The following is a 25,879-nucleotide window of genomic DNA, read 5'->3' as shown; positions in this document are numbered from 1 at the left end:
TTTATTGTGTTTCCGTCATTGCGAGGCCGGGTTCGTGCGAGCCGAAGCAATCTGTTTAATGAGATTGCTTCGTGCCTCGCAATGACGATTTTTTCTATAATCCCAATTCTGCCGAAATATCCAGCATACGTTGAATCGGTTTACGTGCCTGTTCTATAATATGCTCGGGCACAGTTACTTCCGGCGATCCGTTTTTAATACATAAATATAGTTTTTCTAACGTATTTCTTTTCATATAAGGGCAATCGTTACATGCGCAACTGTTGTTCGGCGGCGCAGGTATAAAGGTTTTATCCGGACAGGCTTTCTCCATTTGGTGGATAATGCCACTTTCAGTTGCAACAATAAACTCTGTTGCCGGGTTAGAGATGCAATACTTTAAAAGCCCGGTTGTCGATCCAATATAATCGGCCATTTGCAATACCGAATCTTCACATTCGGGATGGGCAATAAATTTTGCGTTCGGATGGCGTTCCTTTAGTCTGGTAATTTTCTCTTTCGAAAAAATTTCGTGAACCATACAAGCGCCGTTCCACAATACCAAATCTCTGCCTGTTTTTTTGGCTACATAAGCGCCGAGATTTCGATCGGGCCCGAAAATGATTTTTTGCTCTTTCGGTAAACTTTCTACAATTTGAACTGCATTTGTCGATGTACAAACAATGTCGCTTAATGCTTTAAGTTCCGCAGTACAATTTACGTAAGTAATCACCAGGTGATCGGGATATTTTTCTTTAAATTTCCTGAACAAATGCGGCGGACAGCTGTCGGCCAAAGAACAGCCTGCCTTTACATCGGGCAGTAACACCTTTTTATTGGGCGATAAAATCTTGGCGGTTTCGGCCATAAAATGCACACCAGCAAACACAATTACCTCTGCATCAGTTTTGGCAGCTTCCTGAGATAACCCTAAACTATCGCCAATATAATCTGCAATATCTTGAATATCAGGTTCTTGATAATAATGTGCTAGTATAATTGCATTCTTTTCTTTTTTTATTTTCTCAATTTCAACAAAAAGATCAAGCGTAGGATCAATTTCTTCCTCTACAAATCCCTTTTTATTAATTTCTTCTAAGACATCGATGTTCATTATCAAACTTCTTTTTTTGATTTTAGACGTTGGTCAAAGATAAGGCTTTCCACGTCTCAATAATTAATAAGTATTTTATTTAAATAAATCTTTGTTTGTTTATTAGTGTGTTAGTATTGTTGGCAAGTTTCAGAAAAAAATTCTTTCAAATAAGTTGTTAATCGTTTACCAACATTTGGATCGTATTTTTATGATATGATAAGATTGATTTACAGCACTATCGAAAATCGATCTAAATGTTATCAATATTGGAATGTTAATTGTTTATAACTGGGCAAAAAGTTAATTACTTACACAAATGTGCTTAAAAATTGCTCAAAAGATTGTGGCAAATTGTGTTTTTAGAGTAGCTTTAAACATTCAAATTTATTTGTTAGTCTTATTTCTACACAAAGCTAACAGTTGTTCTATAGTTATTAACACCGTTGGTAATTAAATGATTTTTTAATGAGAAAAGTTGATTTTCTGGTAATTGGTTCAGGTATAGCAGGTTTAAGTTTTGCGCTTAAGGCAGCTAAGTTTGGTAAGGTTTTAATTATTACCAAATCTAATGAGGATGAATCCAATACAAAATATGCGCAAGGTGGCGTTGCGGTTGTTGTTGATAAAGATGATTCTTTTGAAAAGCATATCGACGATACGCTGATTGCAGGCGATGGTTTGTGTGATGAAAAAATTGTGGAAATCGTTGTAAAAGAGGGACCTCAGCGCATTCAGGAGATCATTGATTACGGAATAAATTTCGATAAAGACAACTCAGGTTTTTACGATCTGGCCAAAGAAGGTGGTCATTCTGAGCATCGGGTTTTGCATTATAAAGACATCACGGGCTACGAAATTGAGCGTGTGCTTTTGAAAGAAATTCACGAGAATCCGAACATAGAGATATTAACACATTACTTTGCACTGGAGTTGATTACTCAGCACCACCTGGGTGAGTTTGTGGATAAACGTACTGAAGATATTAACTGTTTTGGTGTATATGCCTTTAATACAGAGCTTAACGATGTGGAAAAGATTGTGGCAAACGTAACGGTAATGGCTTCTGGCGGTGCCGGGCATGTGTATTCTGCTACCACAAATCCTGTAATTGCCACGGGCGATGGTATGGCTATGGTTTATCGGGCCAAGGGAAAAGTGAGAAATATGGAGTTTATTCAATTCCACCCAACCGCTTTGTACCATCCGGGGGAGTATCCGTCTTTTCTAATTTCAGAAGCTGTTCGGGGTTTCGGCGGGGTGCTGCGCCGCAAAAACGGCGAAGAGTTTATGCATGAGTACGATGAACGTAAATCGCTGGCACCTCGGGATATTGTTGCTCGTGCGGTAGACAATGAAATGAAAAAATCGGGCGATGAGTTTGTGTATCTGGATATTACCATGCGCAAGAAAGCCGACATTTTAAAGCATTTTCCGAATATATATGCCAAGTGTTTGTCGATCGGCCTTGATATGACTAAAGATTATATTCCAGTTACACCTGCATCGCATTATATGTGTGGCGGTATTCTGGTTGATGAATACGGACGATCGTCTATTAAAAACCTGTATGCTTGTGGCGAATGTTCTTCAACAGGGTTGCATGGTGCTAACCGTTTGGCATCCAATTCGTTACTAGAGGCTACGGTTTTTGCACATCGCATTTATCAAGATGCCATTGAAAACTTCAAGCAAACTGTTATTCCTGATAATATTCCCGAATGGGATTCTCAGGGCGTTACTCAGATTGATGAGGATGTGTTGGTAACTCATAACTTAAGGGAATTGCAGAAAATAATGGGCGATTATGTGGGTATCGTACGTTCCGATTTTCGCTTAGAAAGAGCCCATCGCCGATTGTTTCTCATTTATCAGGAAACGGAAGAGTTTTACAAGCACAATAAGGTTTCGGTTAAGCTGTGCGAGTTGAGGAATGTGATTCAAACGGCGTATTTGGTCGTAAAATCGGCCATGCAGCGTAAAGAGAGTAGGGGATTGCATTTTACTACAGATTACCCTCAGCATGCTGAAACGTTAGTTGATACAGTTTTATAATCCGGTGTCAGTATGAGCCTGTCGAAGACCTGCGAAGCAAGCATGAGTACCATTAAAACAATAGAATAATCCCCAAACGATGAAATGCTGAACAAACGTTTCCGAGAGACTTTCTGTACTACAAGTAAATAACAGATTCTTCACTGCGTTCAGAATGACAAAATAATTTAATTATGCCTTTAATACTTCCAGTAAAAGATAAATATCCAGCTATAGGAAAAGATGGTTTCATAGCAGAAAACGCTACAATTGTGGGCGATGTAACGATGGGCGATAATTGTTCGGTTTGGTTTAATGCGGTGATTAGGGGCGATGTAAACGCCATTACCATCGGCAACGAATCGAACATACAGGATGGAGCAGTAATTCACGCTACTTATTTAAAGGCGTCTACCCACATCGGAAATCGTGTGTCGGTTGGGCATAATGCTATTGTTCATGGCTGTACTGTACACGATAACGTTCTTATCGGTATGGGAGCAATTGTAATGGATCATGCTATAATTGAGGAATATTGTATTATTGCCGCAGGATCGGTTGTTTTAGAGAACACAGTCTGCGAAACCGGTTATCTCTACGCCGGAACACCAGCAAAAAAGATTAAACCTATTACCGAGGAGCAAAGGGCTTTGTTGAATAAGTTGCCTGATAACTATGTGATGTATAGTGGCTGGTTTAAGGCGCCAAACCCATAAAAGGGGCTTTCATAGCCTCTGTCATTCTGACGAAGGAAGAATCCCAAGCGATGCGCCGCGGAGCGTTAATCAAGCACAAGCCCATGCGAACGGGAGTGGCAACGGTGGTTTGTGCTGGCAGGTAAAAGATTTCTCGGCTGCGCTCGAAATGACGATTTTTGTAGTGGGGCAACGGTTGTTTGTGCTAATAGGTGGGAGGTTCTTCACCGAAGTATCCTATCGTGCGGACACTCCCTTTTTTTGCGCCGTCATTCCCGCGCAGGCGGTCCCGTACGTACGGGATTAATGCAAGGCACCCAATTTTTGCGTATTAGGATCCAGAGTCAAGCTGAGGATGACGACCGTTCATAGTTGAAGTCTCAAAAATTGACTCTCATTTGGATGCTTCTGTGCCATATAATAAACTTTAAAGATGTGTCCACACGACTGGAAGTATCGGGACAGGCACTTTGCTAAGAATGAAACTTAATCCTTTGGAGGTGGCGGTATCGTGATACTCATTTCCCTGTCCCAATTGGCCTTTAACGACATATCATCTGTAGAATACCATATTTTTTCGGGTTGTGTGCCCGCTTTTACATTTCCGGTATCCCAAATGCCATTGCCATTTTCATCGTAAATGATTCTCGCAAAGTATTTACCAGCCGGATATTTAGAGAAAACAATATTTCCGTTTTTATTAAAACTGAATGATTGAATTGGATTTTTCTTCTCGTCGATAAATTCCAGTATGTAGTTTTTAGAAGTATCAGGAACGTTCACTTTTAACAGGAGCGTTCCATAATTGTCCGTTCCATCTAAAGTAAAGCGCTTCGTAACATCCTTGTTTTTGGTATTAAAAATTGCGGTAAATGCGCCTGCAGCGAACTTAATATCATAAGTTCTTTTTGTTCGCCAGGGATAGGTAACATAGTATTTTAGAAAATCTACGCTGTCTTTTAGCAATTGGAAATTGGTTCGCTTAACCGAATCTTCCAGCAAAACAATTTTTGAGGCATCTGCGGCCGTAACCGGAAATGGAAAAGTTAGCGTATAGCGCTGATAAGGATTCAGTTTACCGCCATTTACATTATCGCTAATAGTTAAATCGCGTTGATAAGTATCTCGCTTCGCCCGGGTAAATGCAACGGTTTCTAAAACCTTTCCTTCATCTTGAATGGCCACCTTAGCCGAATCGAAAGTTAAGTCATTTAGCCAAATTCTCGCTGTGTCGTTCCTTTTGTTAAAGTGAACGTACTTGCCAACATCAACGGCAGTAGGTTCCATTACGGTTAGCTTAGGCTGCTTTAACTGTTGGTTAAAGGTAAGGAGAATGCTTCCATCTGAGTTTAATTTCCTATCCATCACCCTAAAGGTTGGAGCGAGCTCTTTAAAGGTTTGTAAATTAATATTATCTAAATTGCCTTTCAGAACAATGGTGTCTTTCAAAAAGCCAATTTCATCTGATATTTGCTGATAAATCTTATCACCGCCTCCGGTATTCTCTTTCAGCGCATAAATTTTATATTTTCCTTCCCGCAAATTGTTTAGTTTGTAGTTTCCGGCGCTATCCGTAGTTGTATAAATGGATGGTCTTTTTTTACCAAAAAGCGTATCTCTCTCTACTGGCAGAATAAATACCGTCACCTCTTTCTCCAGTTCGCCTGTAAGAGAACTGCTGACTTTTCCGGCAATTGATAATGAATCGATTTCCGGTCCTGTAGAAAACACGTATGAAAGATTTTTCACCACATTGCTTTCATTCACATCGGCAATTGCCTTTCCGAAGTTGAGCGTATAAGTTGTATTTTTTTCAAGCGAATCTTGAATGGTAATTTCTAAACGCTTTTGCCGCTTCTTTAAAATCGGCGGAGTTTCCTGATCGGGCGAAATGGAAAACTCCTTAAACTCATCTTTAATATTAAAGTACTCATCAAACTCGATCACGATTTTTTTTGCGTTAAAATTTCTCGTCAAATTTTCTGGCGTCATTTTTAAAATCTTTGGCGGCTCAGTATCTTTCGGGCCACCTTGCGGACTTTGAATACTTGCACAACCAAAAAATAGGAGCGAGGCGGTTAGCATCGCTAGATTTTTAAGGTTAAAATACTGAGCTTTTAAATTTGGCATGTTTTAAACGGTCTGACGAATTTTTGATGTTTTTGAAGACTTAATATTAAAAAATATTTTTTTTACGTTATATCGTTTAATTTAAGGTCTTTACTTTGTAGTCTAACTTATTGATAATCAGTTATTTATTAATATATACCATTAAAACCGAGATATCGGATGGTGAAACGCCCGAAATTCGAGATGCTTGGCCTAATGTACGTGGTTTGATCTTAAATAATTTTTCACGGGCTTCTTTTGAAATGGAAACAATTTTGTTATAGTCAAAATCGGGTTTGATTTCCTTGTCTTCCATCTTCAACATTTTTGCAACAATCTCATTTTCTTTTTCAAAATAACTTTCATACTTAATCTTGATTTCGGCTTGCTCGATGGTTTCGTTATCCAGTTCTTTAGTTGCTTCGGCAAGCGGCTTGCTTACTCTAATAAGATCGGGTAAGCCAACATGTGGTCGACCAACCAAACTATGGATTTTTACATTTTGGTTTAATGGACTCGAACCTAAGCTTTCCAACATCGGGTTTGCATCGGCCATTTCAATCCCTTGGCTTTTGGTAAATTTAACTAAGGCATCTGCACTTGCAATCTTTTGATTTACTTTTTCTAAACGCTCATCTGAAATTAAGCCCAATTCATGGCCAATAGGAGAGAGGCGAATATCAGCATTATCTTGTCTCAAGAGCAAGCGATGTTCGGCACGTGAAGTGAACATGCGATATGGTTCTTCAGTTCCTTTGGTTACTAAATCATCAATCAACACGCCAATATAACTGTCTGATCTTTTCATGATCAACTCATGTTTTTCATTTATTTTTTGATGCGCATTTATTCCAGCCATAAATCCCTGACAGGCCGCTTCTTCATAACCGGTAGTTCCATTGATCTGACCCGCTAAAAATAGATTGCTGATCAACTTCGTTTCGAGTGTTAATGACAATTGGGTTGGTGGAAAAAAATCGTATTCAATGGCATAACCAGGGCGGAACATTTTTGCATTTTCAAATCCCGGTATCAGGCGTAACGCTTTAAACTGAACATCTTCCGGAAGCGAGGTAGAAAATCCGTTTACATAAATTTCGCAGGTGTTCCATCCCTCGGGTTCAACAAATATCTGGTGCCTATCTCGTTCTGCAAACCGATTAATTTTATCTTCAATTGAAGGGCAGTATCGGGGGCCTAAACCTTTTATTCGTCCCGTAAACATAGGTGATTTTTCGAAACCTTCTTTCAAAGTCTCATGTACATCTCCATTGGTATACGTAATCCAGCAGCACCGTTGATCAGTAGAGACCTCCGTATCGGTGAATGAAAATTTGCCAGGATTTTCGTCTCCCCACTGCTCCTCCATCTTACTATAATCCAAACTTCTTCCGTCGACGCGGGGAGGAGTACCCGTTTTCATTCGGCCAGCTTCCATACCCAATTCTACTAATTGTTCGGTAATGCCAGTCGAAGCACGTTCGGCGGTTCTACCTCCTCCAAACTTCTTCTCGCCAATGTGCATTACGCCGTTCAAGAAAGTTCCATTAGTAAGCACCACCGCTTTACTTTCTATTTCAATGCCGAGCGAAGTCTTTACACCGTAAACGGTATTATCTTTTACCAACAGGCCGACTACGCTGTCTTGCCAGATGTCGAGGTTTTGGGTACGTTCTAATGCCAGGCGCCACTCTTCAGCAAATCGCATTCGATCGATCTGTGCACGCGGGCTCCACATTGCAGGGCCTTTGGACTTATTCAACATGCGGAACTGGATAGTCGATTTATCAGAAATAATACCTGAATAACCACCCATAGCGTCCACCTCTCGAACAATTTGTCCCTTCGCTACACCACCCATTGCAGGGTTACAACTCATTTGGGCAATTGTGCCCATGTTCATTGTTATTAGTAAAACAGATGATCCTAAGTTGGCAGCCGCTGCTGCTGCTTCGCACCCTGCATGGCCTGCACCAACTACAATCAAATCGTATTTTGAAAACATTTTATCTATTCTTGTGTAATGTTCCACGTGGAACATTATGTAATTTTAATCCTATCAGTAATTTAATTGCTGATTATTAAACATTGGTGAATACTCGCCAACTGGGTTGATTTCGTGATGGAATAAATGTTCCACGTGAAACATAACGGGTAATCCTCGTCTAAATTGTTGTGTTTACTGTTCCGACAGTTCCAACCATCTTAATGTGAAATCATCTAACTTAAGTTTAAGCTGATCGATCTCTTCTGAAACTTCTTGAATTTTCTTATAGTCGGCCGCATCTATCTTTAACAGTTGTTGCGTTAATAAATCAATTTTGTTCTCCGTTTCGGTAATCCCTTTTTCGCTTTCTGCTAATTCTTGCTGTTCTTTAAAAGTAAGTTTTTTAGCGCTCTTAGGGACTTCAGTCGGGGGAGTAGTTGAGTTTGTCTTTTTGCTTTCAACTTTCACTTTAGGCTGATCTAAGCTCAAGCGATATTCTGAATAATTACCGTTGTAAATTTTAACAACACCGTCGCCTTCCATAATAAATAGTTGATCACTCATTTTGTCCAACAAATATCTATCGTGTGAAACGAGCATTAATATGCCGGGGAAGTTCTCTAAAAACTCTTCCAATACATTAAGGGTATCAATATCTAAATCGTTAGTGGGCTCATCCAAAATTAAGAAGTTGGGGTTCTGCATTAGCACTTTCATTAAGTTCAAACGCTTCTTCTCACCGCCGCTTAGTTTTTCTACCATGCCATGTTGTTTCTTCGGTGGAAACAAAAACAAGGTAAGCAGGGCAGAGGCAGTGATCACAGATCCATCGGCCATTTTAATATATTCTGCGTCAGACTTGACAATATCGATCACACGTTCTTTCGGATCAAAAGCCAAACCGCCTTGTTTATAATAACCAAAAACGGTAGTTTCTCCGGTATCAACTTTACCCGCATCAGGTGAGAGCTGGCTGGTGATGATGTTCAATAGTGTCGATTTACCGGTTCCATTTTTTCCTGCAAGACCAATTCTATCACCTTTTTTAAAGGTATAACTGAAATCGTTAATAATATTACGGCCATCAAATGCTTTAGCGACGTGTTCCAACTCAATTATCTTCCCGCCCTGCCTCGACATCTTCATTTTAAGCGTAACACTCTGATTGTCAGATTTCTTCTTTGTTTTTTCCTCTAAGTCGTAAAATGCATCTATTCTGGCCTGCGATTTTGTTGCACGAGCCTGTGGCATGCGCCTCATCCACTCTAATTCTTTCTTTAGTAGCTGTTGGTTCTTGTGTAAGACAGTTGAATCCAGCGCTTCGCGTTCGGCTTTCTTCTCCAGAAAGTAAGCATAATTGCCGTTATAATTAAAAATCTTTCCCCGATCTAGCTCAACTATTGTATTGCAAACGTTATCTAAGAAATACCGATCATGCGTTACCAACAAAATCGTTTTCTGTCCAGTAGTCAAAAGCTTTTCCAGCCATTCAATAGTATCAATGTCTAAATGGTTGGTTGGCTCATCCAATACTAAAATCTCAGGATCTTCGATTAATAGCTTTGCCAATGCAAGGCGCTTGCGTTGGCCACCCGAAAGCGTTGATATTTTTTGTTGAAGATGAGTAATGCCCATTCTGTTCAGAATAGTCTTTATCTCATGCTCATATTCCCACGCATTGTGTTCGCTCAATTCTTCGTACAACCGGTTGAGCGCTTTTTCATCTGGGTTGGGGTTTTCGATTAATTCCTCATATTCCTTTATCAGCTGCTGCTGTTTGTTCTCCAATGAGAAAATAAAATCGCTAATTGAATAGCCTTCATTGAATTGAGGTTCCTGATCGAGAAAACCGATTTTAACCGCTTTATTTTTAACAATTTTTCCTTCCAGGGGAGGGAATCGCTCGGCAAGTAACTTCAAAAGCGTACTCTTCCCGGCTCCGTTGATTCCTACCAACGCTACTCGCTGCCCGGAGTTAATTCCCAGGGTCAAATTTTTAAATAGCCATTCGTCATGATATCCATGGCCCAAGCCCTCTGCCGCAATTAATGTGCTCAATTTTTGTAAGTTTCAGATTTATAAAGGAAAATTAGTGCAAAAGTAAGTATAAAAATCTTGGCAGTGCGAATTGTTATCGTAAAGCACTCACTGATAGTTTAAAAATGGCAAAATATTGATCGAAATTAGCCCTTAATTCATTGGGCGCTCGCCTTTAGCGAAAAAAGTGACAAAAGCGAAAACAGCGGTTGGACTCGCTCCACCGCTGCTTTCTATCATTAACTAAAACTAAACTTTCTTTTTATGTATTGCTACATGAAAAGTACAGTCTAGTGTTGTGCCTTAGAAAATCGGTCTCATGAACCTCAATTGTTCCTTCGGCATAACACCAGATTTTATGATCTTTTCATATTCAACTTTCTGTCGTTCTGTATATAAGACTGTGAGGAGTGGGAAATGTTGCAGCTAATGTTAAAGATTTATACCACCTTATGTTAATTATCGACGAACGCCAAGAAGTACCAGACGAACTGGATACTGAAAAGAGGTTGCCTGGAATTTTAAGTTACTTTACCTAAGGGAAAAAGCGAGTAATGCTTCATAAGTAGACGTCTCTCTTCCGATAGAGATGCCGTATAAACAATTCCTTAAGGTATTTTTGAAGATACTAGAATACCCCGATTGTAAAGATAATAGATCTTTCATCGATTGGGGGTGTCTCTATATTTGCACCACTAACTTAAAGCAAATGTGTTTGGCTAATAGATTTCTCCCGAGGCTATGCTATCGTGTGGACACATTTTTGAAATATCGTTATACGAGCTGAAATCATCAAAATGACAACACATTTTATGGCGTTTTCTAAGAACGGTCGTCATCCTTCCCGAGGCTTCGGGAGGGATCCTAATGCGCAATAAATTGGGCGCCCAGCATTAAGATTCCCGCCTACGCGGGAATGACGGCGCAAAAAACGAGATGTGTCCACACGATAGGAGGCTATGCCAAAGGCATCCCTTGGGGAAAAAGCGTCAATTAGAAATGACGATGTAGTCGGGTTAAATCAGTCCCGCTTCGCTTCTATACGCCAGGTATTCGTCCTCTTTCTGTGTCATTAACGTTTTTGCCGCTTTGCCTTTGTCTTTGTAGCCGAGCAGGTGCAAGGTTCCGTGCACCATAATTCGGCAAACCTCATCGAATTCGTTTGTCCCGAAGGTTTTCGCGTTTTCGTTAACCCGTTCGATACTGATAAAAATGTCACTTACGATTTCTTTTTCTTCATCTGAGTTATCGAAAGTAATGATATCGGTATAGGTATCATGGTTTAGGTATTGCTGGTTAATGCCCAACAAATATTCATCGCTACAAAAGATAAAATTAAGTTCTTTTAGCTCAAAGCCTTCTTTCTCGATTGTTGCTTTAATCCACTTTTTTACTTTGAGCTTTTGAGGAAGATTATATTTAACTGATTCTGTAAAAAAAGAAATTGCAGGCATGTGGGGTTTTTGCATGCAAATTTAAGGAAAATACTTTGTCATTCTGATCGCAGTGAAGAATCTTTGGATGATAGCATACTAACTTAAATAAAGCACCAACGTAAATGGTGAATAAGTGGGGCAACTCAGCGTTTTGGGGCTAGTGTTGTCAGTTGTTATCCTCAGCGAGTTCGATGTTGAGGCACAGCCTGTCCCAAATCACGGGGAAGCATCCGTTACTGATTACCCACTCGTTTTTAGTCGACTCACGTCCCTTTTTGGGCAGTGGTTGGTTGGCGTTTTGCATCCATCGCTTTCGGATTTGTCGTTCCCATCATTGACGTTAAAAATCGTCATCCGATAGCTATCGGATTCGACCGAAGTGCTCCAAAGGAGCTCCTATGGAGGAGAAATCTTTGAACCTTGAATAAGATTTCTCGGCTACGCTCGAAATGACGCCGCCTCTTAGCGTATTTTGCTAAAACAATGTCACTCATATTGATTTTATTCCAATAATTACCCATCAGAATGACAGGAGAACCTACAACAATTTAACTTCCACCGTTCAATGCCTTTAAATATTCGGCAACTTTGTTTTTGTAGTAATAATTTAGGCCAGCAGGGACTTTTTGGAGCATATCGCTTCCATTTTGCTGCTGTTTCTTAAAATCGTCGAGCATTTTTTGATACGATGGTGGAAACTGTTTCGCCGATTTACTTTCGCGTTTTGAGTCTTCCTCTTGGTCACGCTCTGCTTTTTCTGCTTCTAAAAGCTTCGTCAAAAGTTCTTTCTGTCTGTTTAAGGTTTCTTGCTGCAAACGTTTATTTACCAAATCGCTTTCCGTCTGCTTCATCTCTTTGATGGCCTCGTTTAAATTGCCCATCTTCCCAGATCCATCTTTATTTTCTTCACGATTGATTTTCTCCAATGCCTGACGAATCATTTGCTGTTGCTGCGCCATTTTACCAAATTCTTCGCTCATTTGTCCTTTGCCCACTTTACCCTGATTGCCGCCTGACTTTTGCATTTGTTCGCGGGCTTTTTGCATATTTTTGTTCAGTTGCTCCTGCATTTGAGAAAGCTGTTTCATGCCTGTTTTTTGCTTCTTTCCGCTTCCCGATTTGGCATTTTTTTGCATGTTCTGCAATTGGTTCAGCGCTTCGCTCAACATCAAACTCAGGTTGTTTATCGATGTCATTGTAAACTGCTGATACCGATTTGCTTCAGGCGTCCTGCGGTCGCCGAGGCTTTCCAAACTCTTATCAAGGTTGAAGTTGATCTTATTCATTTCTTCATTAACCGTCGATTCGATTTGTGGCACACGTTTACTTAAGGCATACAGACTATCAGCAATCGTTTTCAGGTTGTCTTTTATGCTTCGTTGTTTCTGAACGTTTGTAGTGTACGATGGATCTGTAACGCTTACCCTTTTAAGGGCCAACATCACTTTTTCCTGATCGAAGGAGGTAGTTAACAAGTTTTCGAGCAATTTGCGCAGCTCTTTCGCATTCAGGTTATTCTCCATTTCTTCACCCTGCTGCTGCATTTCGCTCATTTTTTTCGAGAGTTGTTCCATCTTTTCCCCCGCTTTTTGTTGCTTCTCGCTCGCACCTTTAGCATCTTTTTTATCCAGCGCATCCTTACTGCTTTGCTGTTCTTTTTGAATATCGCTCACCTCTTTCTCGGGGTTTTCAAAAGGGTTTGGCTTTTCGAGCGTTTGGTTTTTTTCCTCAAGCTTTTTTAAATCTTCTTTCAAATCGTTCATTTCCTTGTTCAAGGCGTCTTGCTTTTGTTTCAGCGACTCGTTGTCCCTTTTCTTCTCTAACGATTCTTTGCCAAGCTGCTTTTGTTCCTTCGCCAATTCATCTAAACGGTCGATATTATTCTGAAGATTCTGTTCAAACTCCAGTTGTTTATACAGTTCTAAAATGCGGTCAAGTTCATTTTTGAGCGTTTTATTATCCAATTGCATTTTCGAAAGTTCATTCTGCGTTTGGTCTTTGTTGCGCTCGTTCATCAGGTTCTGCAACTTCTGCAAAAGTTCCTTGGTTTTCTCGTCAAGCACGTTGTCAAACAGGTCTTTAATCTGCTTTTGTTTCTCTAAAAGTTCGTCCGTTTGCTTTTGGTCTTCCTGCTGCTGAATATTTTTGTCGTTCTGCTCCTTAATTTCTTTAACCGCGTCCTCTAACTGCTTTTGTTTGTCTAATAGCGCTTCAATTTGCTTTTTATCTTCAAACGAAATTTGTTTCTTATCGATCAGGCTTTCGGCTACTTTTTTACTTTCCTTTTCGATGGTGTTTGCCAGGCGAATGGCCGATTGCATCTTCTGTTTAAGTGCGTTGTTACTGGCATTAACCTGCTCGGCGGTTTCAGCCTTTGTGGGCTGTTTAAATGTCTTTATCTCCGAACGGGTAACCTTTGCGCCATTTACACCGTCGTTATCGGCAACCTCAAAATAATATTCAATTTCTTGTCCCGGCTTCGCGGGTGCTGTTTTCAAATCCCAGAAATAGAAAAAGGTGTTTTCGGTAGCATTTGCCTTAATGGCGATGTTTTTGCTTACCCTAGCTAAAATTTTATTGTTCTCTTTGATATTGTATTTAAAACTGAGCCTGCTAAAGCCATAATCGTCAGTTACCTGACCAGTAAAATACACTGCTTTTGTGCTTATTGAATCTTGTTTTTCTTCGACCTGAATTGCGGGCGATTGATCTTTAATCACCGTGATCTGGTGCGAAAGCGAATCTTTCAAGGCTACAAAATCATTTTTCGGACTGATGCTGTATTTCGAATTGTTTTTAATTGTTGCATTGAACTTAGATTGGTTTCCATCGACTTTTAGAACGTTTTCGGTTCCGTTTAGCACAAATAAAAGTGCGCTGCTTTGTTGCGTCTTAAAACTCCAGGCCACGCGGGTACCTTCGGGCAAGAGCATATCGCCCACGTTCGAAATTGTTTCGTGTGGCTTGCCCAGGTAGGCGGGGTAAGTAAGCGTTGCAGTTGCATCTAACAATTCGGGGCGGGGTTTAACGGTGATTGCGAAAGCAGAAGAGTTGAAGCCGCCACCCTTAAAAATCAGCTTTTTATTTCCCTGTATATTCTTAATGCGATAATTGAACCTGCTAATGGCTTCCTTCTCGAGTTTATACGTGTTTTTTCCATCCTCAACATACATTTCGGCAGGAAACTGATTGCCTTCCAATTTCAGGTTGATGGTTAAATCATCGCCTTGAATTGCCGTTAAGTGCTTATTTAAAATGATAAAACTAAACGGCGCTTTTGGGGCAATGTATTCGTCATATTTCAGAAAGCTATATGTTCCTTCGCGTAAAATTGCAGGGGCGATTAGTCCAATTAACAAAATGATAGACAATGGGCCAATCAGGTATTTCAAATACTTTCTGTTGTCGTTTATGCTAACCGCCGTGTTGAATGGAATTGGTTTCAGCGCCAAAATTTTCTGATCGATGCTGGCCAAAATCAGTTGGTTATGCTCAGGGCCATCTTGTGCAAGCTGATGAAGTTGCAAAGTGTTTAGCAGTTTATCCTTAATATCGGTAAAGTGATTTCCGATGATAACCGATGCTTCATCGAACGACAAATGTTCGCCCAGTTTTAACATCGACAATAAGGGTTTGATCACCAAAAAGCCAATCAAAAGTGCTCCCACCACCAAATAACCAAAGAAAACGAATGTTTTAAAGCCGGCCGAGGGATTAAGGTAGTAGAAGCCGAGAAAGACAATTAAATACAGGGCTACTAATATTGCTGCAGCATAAATGCTTCCCCGCAAAATTTTGTTTAAATAAAATTTACGGATAAACTCATCAATCTTGCTTAATAAATCGCTGTAGTTATTGCTCACCATATCACCGTAAATGTAAAAATTGTTCCAATCAATTAAAAGAAACCTTTGATAAGGTAACGCCTTTATTTCAAATTAATTAGCGCAACCCTTCAAACCCGCTGATTTTTATATCATTCCCGTTGCGCTCGGCAGACAAAAAGGAAGCAGACGAGCGTATTTAACCTAAAAGTTTGTAAAAATAGCTATAAGGTGCATTTTGCGATTTTTTAAGCCAGATAATGATAGATTTCCTATCTTGTTGTTAATACAAAGGTTACATAGATTTCAAGCTACTGTACCGATAAAAATCTAATTTTGATTTTTTGTGTAATCATCCCAAATATGAAACGAATACTTATATCTGCTTTAATGTTGTTCATTTTTACAGCCACATTCGCTCAAAAGTTTAACTGGAATAATAACCAGGTAATTGCCCATCGCGGGGCCTGGAAGAAAAATAATTTTCCGCAAAATTCAATCGCCTCTTTAAATGAAGCTGCGAAGCTAGGCTGTTATGGGTCGGAATTTGATGTGTGGATGACCTCAGACCAGGTTTTGGTAGTTAACCACGACCCAGAATTTGAGGGCTTAACTATTGAGAAAGTGACTTACCAGGAGTTGTTAACCAAAACGATGAGTAACGGAGAAAAAATTCCGACGCTTGAGGCTTATTTACGAGCAGGTAAGAAACAAAAGGGAACGAAGCTCATTTTAGAGATAAAGCCATCGCTGATAAGCAAAGAACGCGGGATTGATGTTACCAATAAATGCATCGAAATGGTGAAAAAAATCGGCGTGTCCGATTGGATGGAATACATCAGCTTCGATTACGATTATTGCAAGCGCATACTCGAACTTCTGCCCAAAGCCAAAGTTGCTTATTTAAAAGGCGATATTAGTGCCGAGCAGATGAAAGCCGACAAACTAACGGGGGTTGATTACCATTACAGTGTGTACCAAAAAGATGGCTGGATTGAAAATGCGCACCGATTGGGCTTAACGGTTAATGCATGGACGGTAAATACGGTTCCGGAGGTGCAGTGGTTGCTCGCACATCGGGTTGATTACATTACGACCAATGAACCGGAGATGGTTTTTGAGGAGCTAAAAAAAACACCAGTAAAAACGGGATGGAAACTGAAGTGGGCAGATGAATTTGACGATGCCGGCCTGCCATTAAGTAAGAACTGGAGTTACGATGTAGGCGGAAAAGGCTGGGGAAATAATGAGTTGCAGTACTACACCGATGCCGATACCGCAAATGCAGTGGTTAAAAAAGGGAATTTGAACATCAATGTACTCAAAGAAAATAAGGAAAACAACCATTACACTTCGGCCAGGCTGGTGACCAAAAACAAGTTCGATTTTAAGTACGGAAGAGTGGAGGTAAGGGCGATGTTGCCGAAGGGCCGCGGACTGTGGCCAGCAATTTGGGCACTCCCAACCGAGTGGAAATATGGCAGTTGGCCCAAAAGCGGCGAAATTGATATTATGGAACATGTTGGTTACGAGCCTGATAGCGTGTATGGTACAGTACATACTGAAAGGTTTAACCATGTAATACATACCCAGGTTGGCAAGGCGGTTAAAATAAATCCTTACAATTCGTATCATGTGTACGCCATTGAATGGTACGAAGACAGAATGGATTTCTTTGTTGACGATGAAAAGTATTTCAGCTTTAAAAACACAGGAAAGGGTGCGCCCGAATGGCCTTTCGATCAAAATTTCCACCTTATTTTAAATGTTGCCGTTGGTGGTGGTTGGGGAGGTAAAAAAGGCGTTGACGAATCGATATTTCCGGCAACAATGAAAGTCGATTATGTAAGGGTTTATCAGAAGTAAACACCGCGTCATACCGACAACTGATTTTCCATCGGTTGAGATAGCTATTGCCCATTGGCACAAACTAAAGCAAGTGGTGCGTGGCGGAGAGATTTCTCCCGGAGCTGTGCCCAAGGCATCCCTTTGGGCAAAAGGCTGCGCTTCGAAATGATGACGTACTCGAACGTTTCATCCTAAAAATCCTTTAATCTTGAAAAACCTGTTTTAAATCGCAATTATTTTACGTCTAAAGGCCCTGATTCAAGACTGAACACTCACGACTTTTTTCCTACATTGCAGTATCTAAGCTATATTGTATATTTATGGACTCACGTAGAGAATTTTTAAAAAAGGCGGCCATGCTCGCCGGTGCTACGGGAATGGCCAACACCCTGCCCAGCTCGGTGTTAAAGGCCATGGCAATCAATGCCGATCCCGGCAGTACGTTTTACGATGCGGAACACATCGTATTTTTAATGCAAGAAAATCGGTCGTTCGACCACATGTTCGGCAGTTTAAAAGGGGTTAGAGGCTTTAACGAGCCACATCCGCACATTCAGCCAGACGGCAACAAGGTTTGGTTGCAAAAGGATGGGCAGGGCTACACCTATGCGCCATTTCATGTTGATATCAACAAAACAAAAATTACCTGGCAGGGTGGTTTGCCTCACTCGTGGAACGATCAGGTGGCGGCTCGTAACGGGGGCAAGTATGATAAATGGCTTCCCGTAAAAGGGCCAATGACATTATCGTATTATAAAAGGGCCGATGTGCCGTTTTATTACGCACTAGCCGATGCATTTACGGTGTGCGATCAGCATTTTTGTTCTTCGTTAACAGGTACAACGCCAAATCGTTTATTCTTTTTTACGGGAACTGTCCGTGGCGAAAAAAGTGCCAATAAAGTTGCGGTTGTTAACAACGATCAGGCCGAATCGCAAAACAATGTATTTGTAGACTGGCCTACATTTCAAGAAACGCTTGAGGATAATGGCATTGACTGGAGAATTTACCAAAATGAACTTTGGACATCGCGATTGCCGGAGGGCGAGGTAGACGATTGGCTGGGAAACTATGGCGATAATCCGGTAGAATACATCAGCAGGCACAATGTAAAGCTTTCTGCTTATTTCAGAAAAAATGGCGATAATACTGTTAAACCAGCGCTTACGCCCGAAGAAGTGCAGGCAAAATACGATAAGCTTTCTCAGAAGGAGAAAAACCTGATTGATAAGGCTTTCACCACCAATATTTCGCAAAAAGACTATTTAGAACTGGCGCCATTTACCTTTACCAACGATAAGGGAGAAAAAGAAACAATTAACCTGCCAAAAGGCGACATTTTTCACCAGTTTAGAAAAGATGTTGACGAAGGGAAATTGCCTACGGTTTCGTGGTTGGTGGCGCCCCAACGCTTTTCAGACCATACCAGCTCGCCGCTTTACGGAACCTGGTACGTTAGCGAAGCATTGGATATTTTGACCAAAAACCCCGAGGTTTGGAAGAAAACCATTTTTGTATTAACCTACGATGAAAATGATGGCTATTTCGACCATCAACCACCTTTTGTGGTGCCAAATCCGGGCGATGCCTCGAGCGGCAAAGTGTCGGCCGGAATTGATTTTGCTACAGACTTTGAGCCCAGAAAGGGCAGTCCGATCGGTTTGGGTTATCGTGTGCCCATGGTTATTGCTTCGCCGTGGAGCAAGGGAGGATTTGTAAACTCGCAGGTGTTCGACCATACTTCATCGCTGATGTTTATGGAGAAATGGCTAAACAAAAGGACCGGGAAAAATGTGAAAAGTAATAATATCAGCGATTGGCGCAGGGCCATGTGTGGCGATTTAAGCTCGGTATTTCGCCCCTACAATGGCGAAGCACTTCACTCGCCCGAAGCGTTAAAAAGAGCCGCTGTAGTTACCAGCATCGGCAACGCCAGAAACAAACCGCCGCAAGTGGGGCCAACGGCGTTAAATAAGGGTGAGGTTGCCAAAATTAACCAACATGAGTCCTTTTCTACACAAACCTCCGTTCATGCACCAAGCCAGGAAAAAGGAACGAAACCTGCCTGTGCGCTTCCTTACCATTTATTAGCGGATGCCAACCTTGCAGGCAATGAAATTGAGGTTAGTTTTCAATCCGTAAAAATGCCCTTTGGCAGCGAATGGGAAACTGTTGGCGCACCATTTAATATGAACTCAGCAGCCAGTTTTAAAGGCGTGCAGGGAAAATTTTGGGCATACGCAGTAAAGGCTGGCGACACGCTGACAGACAAGATCAATATCGAAGATTTTGACAACGAAATTTACGATTTGAGCGTTACCGGACCGAACGGCTTTTATCGGCACTTTGTGGGCAATAAGGAAAATCCGCTCATTACGATTAAGGCCACCGCAGAACAAAGCGGGTTGGTAGCCAAAAAGCTTTCGGGCAATTTGGTTTTTTCTATCGAGAACAAAGCAGCGGTGCCTGTTAGCCTTCAAATTATTGATAACAAGTATAAAAAGCCAACCCAAAATATCAATTTGAAAGCGAAATCGACCACAAAAGTGGCTTTAGATTTATCGAAAAATGCGCATTGGTACGATTTCAGTATTGTTCAAGCGGGAAACACGACTTTTAAACACCGCTATGCAGGTAAAATAGAAACTGGAGAAATTACTACAACAGATCCGTTTATGGGGGGAAGCCTCTAGCCTCACCCTTTGAAAGTTTGGGATACGGCAAGTGTGGTTGCCGCCCTCTCCAGAAGAGAGGGTTTTGTCGGGCAGTGGGTAAAACCCGGTGGTTCAAATCGCTATACTTTGTTTCCCTCCCTTCTGGGGAGGGATGCATTGCCCTTTCAATCGCTTTTTCCTTTGATGGGAGGGGCTTGGGGCTTTAAAGGCCAATAGGCAATTCAACCTGAGTTTTATCCCAGGCGGCAATTAAGGTTGCGCCGTTTGGGCTTGGGCTAAAAGTTATCGAGAAATATTCGATCGGCTTTGCGAGTGATTTCACAGGAACGTTAACCCGCACAACATCTTTTGATGAATCATAAGTAAAGGCACCCCATTTATCAGTTTGTTTGTTTAAAATGATAGTCCAGGTGTCTTTATTCGGTATTGCGAATAAGCTGTAAGTGCCGGCCTTTATTTTTTTACCACCAACGTTTACCTTTTCGAAAAAGCGAATTTCGGTATTCTCATTGGCACCAAAACGCCAAACGTTTCCAAACTGCTCGAGGACACCAAAAATTTCACGTCCCTTTTTTTGCGGACGGGAGTAAATGACTTTGATGATAGGTTTTGTTTCATCGCCTGCTTTTGCCTTGGCTGCATTTAACGGAAAGTACACAATGTCGGCAGGGCTTGGGTCGGCTGCCGCAAACTTAATCGTAGAAGTAGAAACACTTTGAGCCTTTACGCCAAAGCACACAAGAGCGAAAACAACAAATATGATGTTTTTCATTGGGGATTGATGATTTAAATCCTGATCAGGATTTCGTAAAATCGAAAGTTGACTAGTATTTTCTTCCTTTTACGATAGCATTTAAGAATAAGCCTGCTGTTAACATGCCTAAAATACCACCCAAGATAGCGAAAATATAGTTTTGTGTAATTATTGCTCCGGTTACAACACCAAAGAATAATCCTAAAGCATAATATAACCAGTTAAAATTATTGCTGCTGTTTTCTTGTACGCTCATTTTTTTAATATTTGGAGCAAAGTTAATATTTATTTTAAATTTTAGAACTTCTTTAAATTCATTCGTTAGTCTAAAGATTTTGAGGGCTTTTTAGCCTGTCATGCTGAGAAGTAATTTATTGAATAAAAATCGATAGGAATGACGTGAAAAATAACCATCCCTTGTAAACGATCTTTTCTATTCTTTTTTCAACAATTTCAAAATGTGATGGAATTTGATCAGTTTTGATCTCGTAAACCGCAACCTTTGTCGCCTCAGGCAGATATCACAACGTGTTTATTCTAATCCAGCTTTGCTCATTTTCGTTCTTATTGATTACAAAGGCGGCCGTTAAAAACATCAAAACAAGCAGAAATAGGGAAAGAAAGGATGTGTATTTGATGATAAACACAAATTATTTCGCTTAAAGTTAAGGTTTTATCAATTGAATGTAAAAGTAGGTCCATAACATTTGGAAGTTAATCAATCGTTTGATTAATTTTGTCCCGTCAAAAAAGAAATGAAAACAGAAAAGATAGATAAAAGACAAGCCATACTGGATGCTGCTGAGAAGCTGTTTTGCGAAACAGGATATGAAGGTACATCGACGCGACAGATCGCCAAAGAATCTGGTGCCAACATGGCAATGATTAATTATTATTTCGGTTCGAAAGAGGGTGTTTTTGTAGAGATAATGAACAACCGCATCGAAGGCTTTGCTTCTCAATTACGCATTATAAACGAAGATAAAATTTCTTCGTTAGAAAAACTTCACAAGGTTATCGAAGGTTATGCAAACAGAATATTGGCAAACGTAGCCTTTCATAAAATGATGCACAGGGAGTTGTCGCTAACGCAAAGGCCCGAGATGTACGATAAGATAAAGGATGCCATGGGGCTGAACATGCAGCTCATCGATCGAATAATAAACGAGGGGATAGAAAACGGAAGCTTTAACAAAGTTGATGGGCGGATGGTCATTGCAACGATTATGGGCACGATAACAAACATTGTAATCTCTCCCAACAAGGTAATGCCATGTTCGAATTTCGACCTGAACAATCCGAAAGACAAGAAAATGATTAAAGAGCGAGCCATTGCTCACTTAAAAGATTTAACCACAGTTTATTTAACAACCAAAAAATGATACCCAAATCAATTAGATTAATGCTTGTGGCATCGTTAATTCCGGCGGCTTTGTTTGCACAAAGCACAAAGGAGCTAAATATCAATCAAGCGATCGAACTTGGCATAGCCAATAGTAAAAATTTAAAACGTGCTCAAAACAAGATAGATCAGGCGGCGGCGCAGCTTGAAGTTGTTAAAGACAACGCGCTTCCTACCGCCAATGCGAGTTTTATGTACAATCATGCAGAAATTCCCACCCACACTTTTAGCCTGGGCGATGGCGCTTCTGTTTTAAATTTACCCAACAGGGCCGATGCTTTTGTGGGTACAGCAGCGGTACAAGAGTTGGTTTATGGCGGCGGCAAGCTCAAATATGCCAAAGAATCGACTAAGTTATTGGCGCAGGTAGCGCAATTAGATGCCGATATAAGTAAAGAAGATATTACATACGCGGTAATCAGCACCTATTATTCGCTTTATAAAATTGAGCAGAGCAAAAAGGTGGTAAACCAAAATCTCGAATCGATTGCTGCCCAAATTAAACAGGCACAACGCTTTTTTGAGCAGGGAATAGTAACCAAGAACGATGTTTTGCGTTTCCAATTGCAACAGGCAAACGTTACGCTGACCCAAATGGATATAGAAAGCAACCGCAAAGTGGTTAACTATAACCTTGATATTTTGTTGGGCTGGCCGGAAGATACTGAAATCAAAATTGTCGATCCATCGGCTGGTTTAAAGGCGGCAAGCTCGTTAAACGATTACATTGGGTTGGCAATGGCAAATCGCCAGGAGTTGAAACAACTTGATGTGCAAAACAAGGTTGCCGATTACAACATTAAAACCATTAAGGCCAATACGAGACCTACTGTTGGTGTAGGTGCCAATTTATATTACATTAACCCGAGCGGTAGTTTTATTCCGCCGGTAAACCAATACCTTTTGCCTGTTACTGTAGGCGCCACGGTTTCGTGGAATATCGGGTCGCTTTGGACAAATAAAAATAAAGTAAGCGAGGCGAGGATCCAACAAAGTGAAATTGCCATTCAAAAAGATATTTTATCGGATCAGGTTAAAACCGATATCAACAGAAACTACCAAAACTATCAGGTAGCGGTTAACAAGATTGAGGTTTTGGAAACATCTATCGCCCAGGCGGCCGAAAACGACCGGTTACTGGCATCGAAATACAAGAATAATGTAGCTTCGGTTACCGACAGAATTGATGCAGAAACTTTGCTATATCAGGCAAAAATAAACTTAGAAATAGCGAAGGCCGATGCAGGTTTGGCATACTACACATTACTTAAATCAACAGGAAAAATAACGCAATAAATACAGCAATGACAACTGAAAAGAAAAAAAAGAACATAGTAGTACCCATCATTTTAGGTGTTTTACTAGTAATAGGTGCCGTTTTTGGTATCACAGAGTGGAATTATTACAGCAAACACGTTGATACGGATGATGCGCAGATTGATGGAGACATCAGTCCTGTTGTTGCTCGTGTTGGCGGTTATGTAAAGGACATCAATTTTGAAGAAAACACGCATGTAAACGAAGGCCAGGTTTTGGTTAAGCTTGATGATAACGATTACAAAGTGAAGTTAGAGCAAGCGCAAGCGGGACAAAAAGGTGCAAATGCGGGCGTTGGTGTAGCGCAATCGCAAATTGCTGCCACCCAGGCTAATACCAGTACTGCAAAGGCAAATGTGGAGGCCGCAAGGGTAAAGTTGACACTAGCCAATAAAGATTATGCCCGTTATGAAAACCTGATCAAAGATGGTTCGATTACGCAGCAAGCTTTCGATCAGGCTAAAGCATCTCGCGATGCAGCCAAAGCTACCTATCAGGCGGCTGTAGATCAGTATAATGCTGCGGTTAAGCAAGTTGGTACCACGCAATCGCAATTGGCCGTAAGCAGCAACGCCATTAGCCAACGCCAGAGCGATATCGATTTTGCCAAACTTCAATTATCGTACACCGAAATTAAAGCACCAGCTTCGGGTATTGTTTCTAAAAAGAATGTTCAAAAAGGACAACTGGTACAGCCAGGTCAGTCGCTATTTTCGATTGTGAACGATGGAAGCATTTACGTTACTGCAAACTTTAAAGAAACTCAATTAGAGAAGATTAAAGAAGGATCGAAAGTGGAGATTGAAGTTGATGCTTATCCAGATGAAAAGATTCAGGGTGAAGTATATAACTTCTCGCCAATTACCGGCGCAAAAGGTTCTTTATTGCCTCCCGACAACGCAACAGGTAACTTCGTTAAAGTTGTTCAACGCGTTCCGGTAAAAATCAAAATTCACCCATCAAAAGAAATGCTTGCCAAGTTACGCCCCGGAATGAGCGTTCAGGCATCAGTTTCTACTAACTAAAAAAAATAACAATGGCCGAAGTAGGGTTAAAAAAGTGGGTGATTACATTTACGGTAATTACGGCTTCATTATTGGAGCTGATAGATACAACAATCGTAAACGTAGCAATTCCACAAATACAGGGAAATTTGGGCGCCACTCTGGAGGATGTCGCCTGGCTTTCTACGGGTTACGCGGTAGCAAACGTTATCGTATTGCCAATGTCTGGCTGGTTGGGTAACCGATTTGGCAGGAAAAATTACTTTCTTACCTCCATTATTGTTTTTACACTCGTTTCATTTTTGTGCGGAAACGCAACTTCGCTTGGAGAGCTTGTACTTTTCAGAATTATACAAGGTTTGGCGGGCGGCGGATTGATATCAACAGCACAAGCTATCCTAATTGAAACCTGGCCACGTGAAGATGTGGGTATTGCAACAGCTTTATTTGGTTTGGGGGCAGTAGTTGGGCCAACTGTTGGGCCAACTATTGGCGGCTACATTTTGGATATCAGCTCCTGGCCGTGGATCTTTTATGTAAATATTCCCGTCGGAATCCTCGCCGCGTACTGTACGTACACCTTTGTTCGGGCCACCCCGAAAGAGGGGAAGGGGCAACCTGTAGATTGGTGGGGCATTGCCTTATTGGCGATTGCTGTTGGTAGTTTACAAACGGTTTTAGAAAAAGGTGAGAGCGAAGATTGGTTTGCAACACCATACATTACAGCTTTAGCTGCGGCTTCGGTATTTGGCTTATTGCTATTTATTTGGAGAGAAATGAGCACCGACCACCCCATTGTGAACTTTAAAATTATGCGCCACAGAAGTTTTGCGGTGGGTATGTTCACCTCCTTTGTATTGGGCTTTGGTTTATACGGATCGGTATTCGTTTTCCCAATATTTTGCCAAAACCTGCTTGGATTCTCGGCACTGCAAACCGGAGAATTGTTATTCCCCGGTGGGCTGTGTACCATCATTATGATGCCTTTTATTGGTATTATGCTTAAAAAGGGAGTGCCAGCGCAATTTATGGCCACTGTTGGTATGTTCTTATTCTTCGTATTCTGCTGGATGCTGAGCAACTCGACATTGCAATCGGGAACGGGCGACTTTTTCCTTCCCTTGGTAATTCGCGGGATTGGTATGGCCTTATTGTTTGTGCCTTTAACCACGTTGGCGATACAGGATTTGAAAGGACCAGAAATTGGTCAGGGTTCAGGTTTAAACAACATGATGCGCCAGTTGGGTGGATCATTCGGAATCGCGGCTTTAACAACGCTTATTCACATCCGTTCGGGTTTCCATAGAAGTAACTTATTGACCAACCTAAACGATTACAACCCGGCGTTTGTAGAACGTTTTAACGGTTTGATCAGAAACTTTATGGCAAAGGGCCAAAACTTTATCGATGCCAAAATGATGGCGGCTAAAGCGATGGAAGGAATGGTAACGCGGCAAACGATGCTGTTAACTTACGATGATGCATATTGGGTTGCCGGACTGATTATGTTGTTCTCTATACCGTTGTTGTATCTGCAAAAATTTAAGAAAAACGTAGAGATTCCGGCTGATGTGCATTAGCCACAAAGCCTCACCCTTTGAAAGGTAGAATGTAGGCTTGTTCCTGCTCAGCCCTCTCCGGTAGAGAGGGTTTTAAAGGGTTCGGCAGGTAGAACCCGATGGTTT

The 25,879-nt window shown here is 41.1% G+C and carries 16 protein-coding genes; 8 read left to right on the top strand and 8 right to left on the bottom strand.

The features are described from left to right. Positions 1-94: 94 nt before the first annotated feature. Entirely contained in the window at positions 95-1,093 is a 999-nt protein-coding gene (gene nadA / locus IZT61_RS13210; RefSeq protein WP_196097367.1) for a quinolinate synthase NadA, read from the bottom strand. A 447-nt stretch (positions 1,094-1,540) separates the two neighbouring features. Here nadA and nadB point away from each other — a divergent pair, with 447 nt between their 5' ends. Then, positions 1,541-3,127 (top strand): L-aspartate oxidase, encoded by a 1,587-nt coding sequence (nadB, locus tag IZT61_RS13205; RefSeq protein WP_196097366.1) that lies wholly within the window; start codon positions 1,541-1,543, stop codon positions 3,125-3,127. Between the two features lie 173 nt (positions 3,128-3,300). Beyond that, positions 3,301-3,822: a gamma carbonic anhydrase family protein gene (locus tag IZT61_RS13200; protein WP_196097365.1), complete on the top strand. Its 522-nt coding sequence runs from the start codon at positions 3,301-3,303 to the stop codon at positions 3,820-3,822. A 465-nt stretch (positions 3,823-4,287) separates the two neighbouring features. Here the strand turns inward: IZT61_RS13200 and IZT61_RS13195 are convergent, their stop codons facing one another. The 5 genes from IZT61_RS13195 to IZT61_RS13175 form a co-directional block, all read right to left on the bottom strand. Beyond that, a complete protein-coding gene (locus IZT61_RS13195; RefSeq protein WP_196097364.1) occupies positions 4,288-5,931 on the bottom strand; it encodes an Ig-like domain-containing domain in 1,644 nt (547 codons plus the stop codon). A 121-nt stretch (positions 5,932-6,052) separates the two neighbouring features. After that, on the bottom strand, positions 6,053-7,915 hold the full coding sequence (mnmG, locus tag IZT61_RS13190) for a tRNA uridine-5-carboxymethylaminomethyl(34) synthesis enzyme MnmG (protein ID WP_196097363.1): 1,863 nt from the start codon (positions 7,913-7,915) through the stop codon (positions 6,053-6,055). 174 nt (positions 7,916-8,089) lie between these two features. Next, positions 8,090-9,955: an ABC-F family ATP-binding cassette domain-containing protein gene (locus IZT61_RS13185; RefSeq protein ID WP_196097362.1), complete on the bottom strand. Its 1,866-nt coding sequence runs from the start codon at positions 9,953-9,955 to the stop codon at positions 8,090-8,092. A gap of 995 nt (positions 9,956-10,950) precedes the next feature. Continuing rightward, complete coding sequence (gene ybeY / locus IZT61_RS13180) at positions 10,951-11,403, bottom strand: rRNA maturation RNase YbeY (protein ID WP_230383676.1); 453 nt, start codon at positions 11,401-11,403, stop codon at positions 10,951-10,953. Positions 11,404-11,918: 515 nt separating this feature from the next. Then, a complete protein-coding gene (locus tag IZT61_RS13175; protein WP_196097361.1) occupies positions 11,919-15,236 on the bottom strand; it encodes a DUF4175 family protein in 3,318 nt (1,105 codons plus the stop codon). Between the two features lie 321 nt (positions 15,237-15,557). On the opposite strand from IZT61_RS13175, the gene IZT61_RS13170 reads away from it, so the two are divergent. Both IZT61_RS13170 and IZT61_RS13165 read left to right on the top strand, forming a co-directional pair. Continuing rightward, positions 15,558-17,060: a glycerophosphodiester phosphodiesterase family protein gene (locus IZT61_RS13170; RefSeq protein ID WP_196097360.1), complete on the top strand. Its 1,503-nt coding sequence runs from the start codon at positions 15,558-15,560 to the stop codon at positions 17,058-17,060. Positions 17,061-17,362: 302 nt separating this feature from the next. Further along, positions 17,363-19,735, top strand: coding sequence for a phosphocholine-specific phospholipase C (locus IZT61_RS13165; protein ID WP_196097359.1), 2,373 nt, complete (start codon positions 17,363-17,365; stop codon positions 19,733-19,735). A gap of 184 nt (positions 19,736-19,919) precedes the next feature. Here IZT61_RS13165 and IZT61_RS13160 read toward each other — a convergent pair whose 3' ends face one another. Both IZT61_RS13160 and IZT61_RS13155 read right to left on the bottom strand, forming a co-directional pair. After that, positions 19,920-20,489 carry a DUF2911 domain-containing protein gene (locus IZT61_RS13160; RefSeq protein ID WP_196097358.1) on the bottom strand — a complete coding sequence of 190 codons (570 nt, stop codon included), beginning with the start codon at positions 20,487-20,489 and terminating at the stop codon, positions 19,920-19,922. 52 nt (positions 20,490-20,541) lie between these two features. Further along, positions 20,542-20,727, bottom strand: a complete 186-nt coding sequence (locus IZT61_RS13155) for a hypothetical protein (RefSeq protein WP_196097357.1) — start codon at positions 20,725-20,727, stop codon at positions 20,542-20,544. A 499-nt stretch (positions 20,728-21,226) separates the two neighbouring features. Here IZT61_RS13155 and IZT61_RS13150 point away from each other — a divergent pair, with 499 nt between their 5' ends. The 4 genes from IZT61_RS13150 to IZT61_RS13135 are packed head-to-tail and all read left to right on the top strand — an operon-like array spanning position 21,227 to position 25,774. Continuing rightward, the gene (locus tag IZT61_RS13150; protein ID WP_196097356.1) at positions 21,227-21,853 is read left to right on the top strand and encodes a TetR/AcrR family transcriptional regulator; all 627 of its coding nucleotides are present in this window, start codon (positions 21,227-21,229) and stop codon (positions 21,851-21,853) included. Beyond that, positions 21,850-23,169, top strand: a complete 1,320-nt coding sequence (locus IZT61_RS13145) for a TolC family protein (RefSeq protein ID WP_196097355.1) — start codon at positions 21,850-21,852, stop codon at positions 23,167-23,169. The genes IZT61_RS13150 and IZT61_RS13145 overlap by 4 nt, the downstream gene beginning before the upstream one ends. An 8-nt stretch (positions 23,170-23,177) precedes the next feature. Beyond that, positions 23,178-24,215 (top strand): HlyD family secretion protein, encoded by a 1,038-nt coding sequence (locus IZT61_RS13140; RefSeq protein WP_196097354.1) that lies wholly within the window; start codon positions 23,178-23,180, stop codon positions 24,213-24,215. Positions 24,216-24,226: 11 nt separating this feature from the next. Continuing rightward, positions 24,227-25,774: a DHA2 family efflux MFS transporter permease subunit gene (locus tag IZT61_RS13135; protein ID WP_196097353.1), complete on the top strand. Its 1,548-nt coding sequence runs from the start codon at positions 24,227-24,229 to the stop codon at positions 25,772-25,774. The last annotated feature ends 105 nt before the right edge of the window (positions 25,775-25,879 follow it).

Origin of the sequence: Pedobacter endophyticus (genome assembly GCF_015679185.1) — a bacterium.
GTDB lineage: Bacteria > Bacteroidota > Bacteroidia > Sphingobacteriales > Sphingobacteriaceae > Pedobacter > Pedobacter endophyticus.
The sequence above is the reverse complement of the archived record's forward strand: the minus strand, read 5'-3'. Positions and strand labels throughout refer to the sequence as shown.

What these genes read in the sequence shown, in the direction of transcription:
- IZT61_RS13200 (WP_196097365.1), top strand. Translation starts at nt 3,301, where the DNA reads ATGCCTTTAATACTTCCAGTAAAAGATAAATATCCAGCTATAGGAAAA.
- IZT61_RS13140 (WP_196097354.1), top strand. Translation starts at nt 23,178, where the DNA reads ATGACAACTGAAAAGAAAAAAAAGAACATAGTAGTACCCATCATTTTA.
- IZT61_RS13170 (WP_196097360.1), top strand. Translation starts at nt 15,558, where the DNA reads ATGAAACGAATACTTATATCTGCTTTAATGTTGTTCATTTTTACAGCC.
- IZT61_RS13155 (WP_196097357.1), bottom strand. Translation starts at nt 20,727, where the DNA reads ATGAGCGTACAAGAAAACAGCAGCAATAATTTTAACTGGTTATATTAT.
- nadB (WP_196097366.1), top strand. Translation starts at nt 1,541, where the DNA reads ATGAGAAAAGTTGATTTTCTGGTAATTGGTTCAGGTATAGCAGGTTTA.
- ybeY (WP_230383676.1), bottom strand. Translation starts at nt 11,403, where the DNA reads ATGCAAAAACCCCACATGCCTGCAATTTCTTTTTTTACAGAATCAGTT.
- IZT61_RS13195 (WP_196097364.1), bottom strand. Translation starts at nt 5,931, where the DNA reads ATGCCAAATTTAAAAGCTCAGTATTTTAACCTTAAAAATCTAGCGATG.
- IZT61_RS13160 (WP_196097358.1), bottom strand. Translation starts at nt 20,489, where the DNA reads ATGAAAAACATCATATTTGTTGTTTTCGCTCTTGTGTGCTTTGGCGTA.
- mnmG (WP_196097363.1), bottom strand. Translation starts at nt 7,915, where the DNA reads ATGTTTTCAAAATACGATTTGATTGTAGTTGGTGCAGGCCATGCAGGG.
- IZT61_RS13175 (WP_196097361.1), bottom strand. Translation starts at nt 15,236, where the DNA reads ATGGTGAGCAATAACTACAGCGATTTATTAAGCAAGATTGATGAGTTT.
- IZT61_RS13150 (WP_196097356.1), top strand. Translation starts at nt 21,227, where the DNA reads ATGAAAACAGAAAAGATAGATAAAAGACAAGCCATACTGGATGCTGCT.
- IZT61_RS13165 (WP_196097359.1), top strand. Translation starts at nt 17,363, where the DNA reads ATGGACTCACGTAGAGAATTTTTAAAAAAGGCGGCCATGCTCGCCGGT.
- IZT61_RS13145 (WP_196097355.1), top strand. Translation starts at nt 21,850, where the DNA reads ATGATACCCAAATCAATTAGATTAATGCTTGTGGCATCGTTAATTCCG.
- nadA (WP_196097367.1), bottom strand. Translation starts at nt 1,093, where the DNA reads ATGAACATCGATGTCTTAGAAGAAATTAATAAAAAGGGATTTGTAGAG.
- IZT61_RS13135 (WP_196097353.1), top strand. Translation starts at nt 24,227, where the DNA reads ATGGCCGAAGTAGGGTTAAAAAAGTGGGTGATTACATTTACGGTAATT.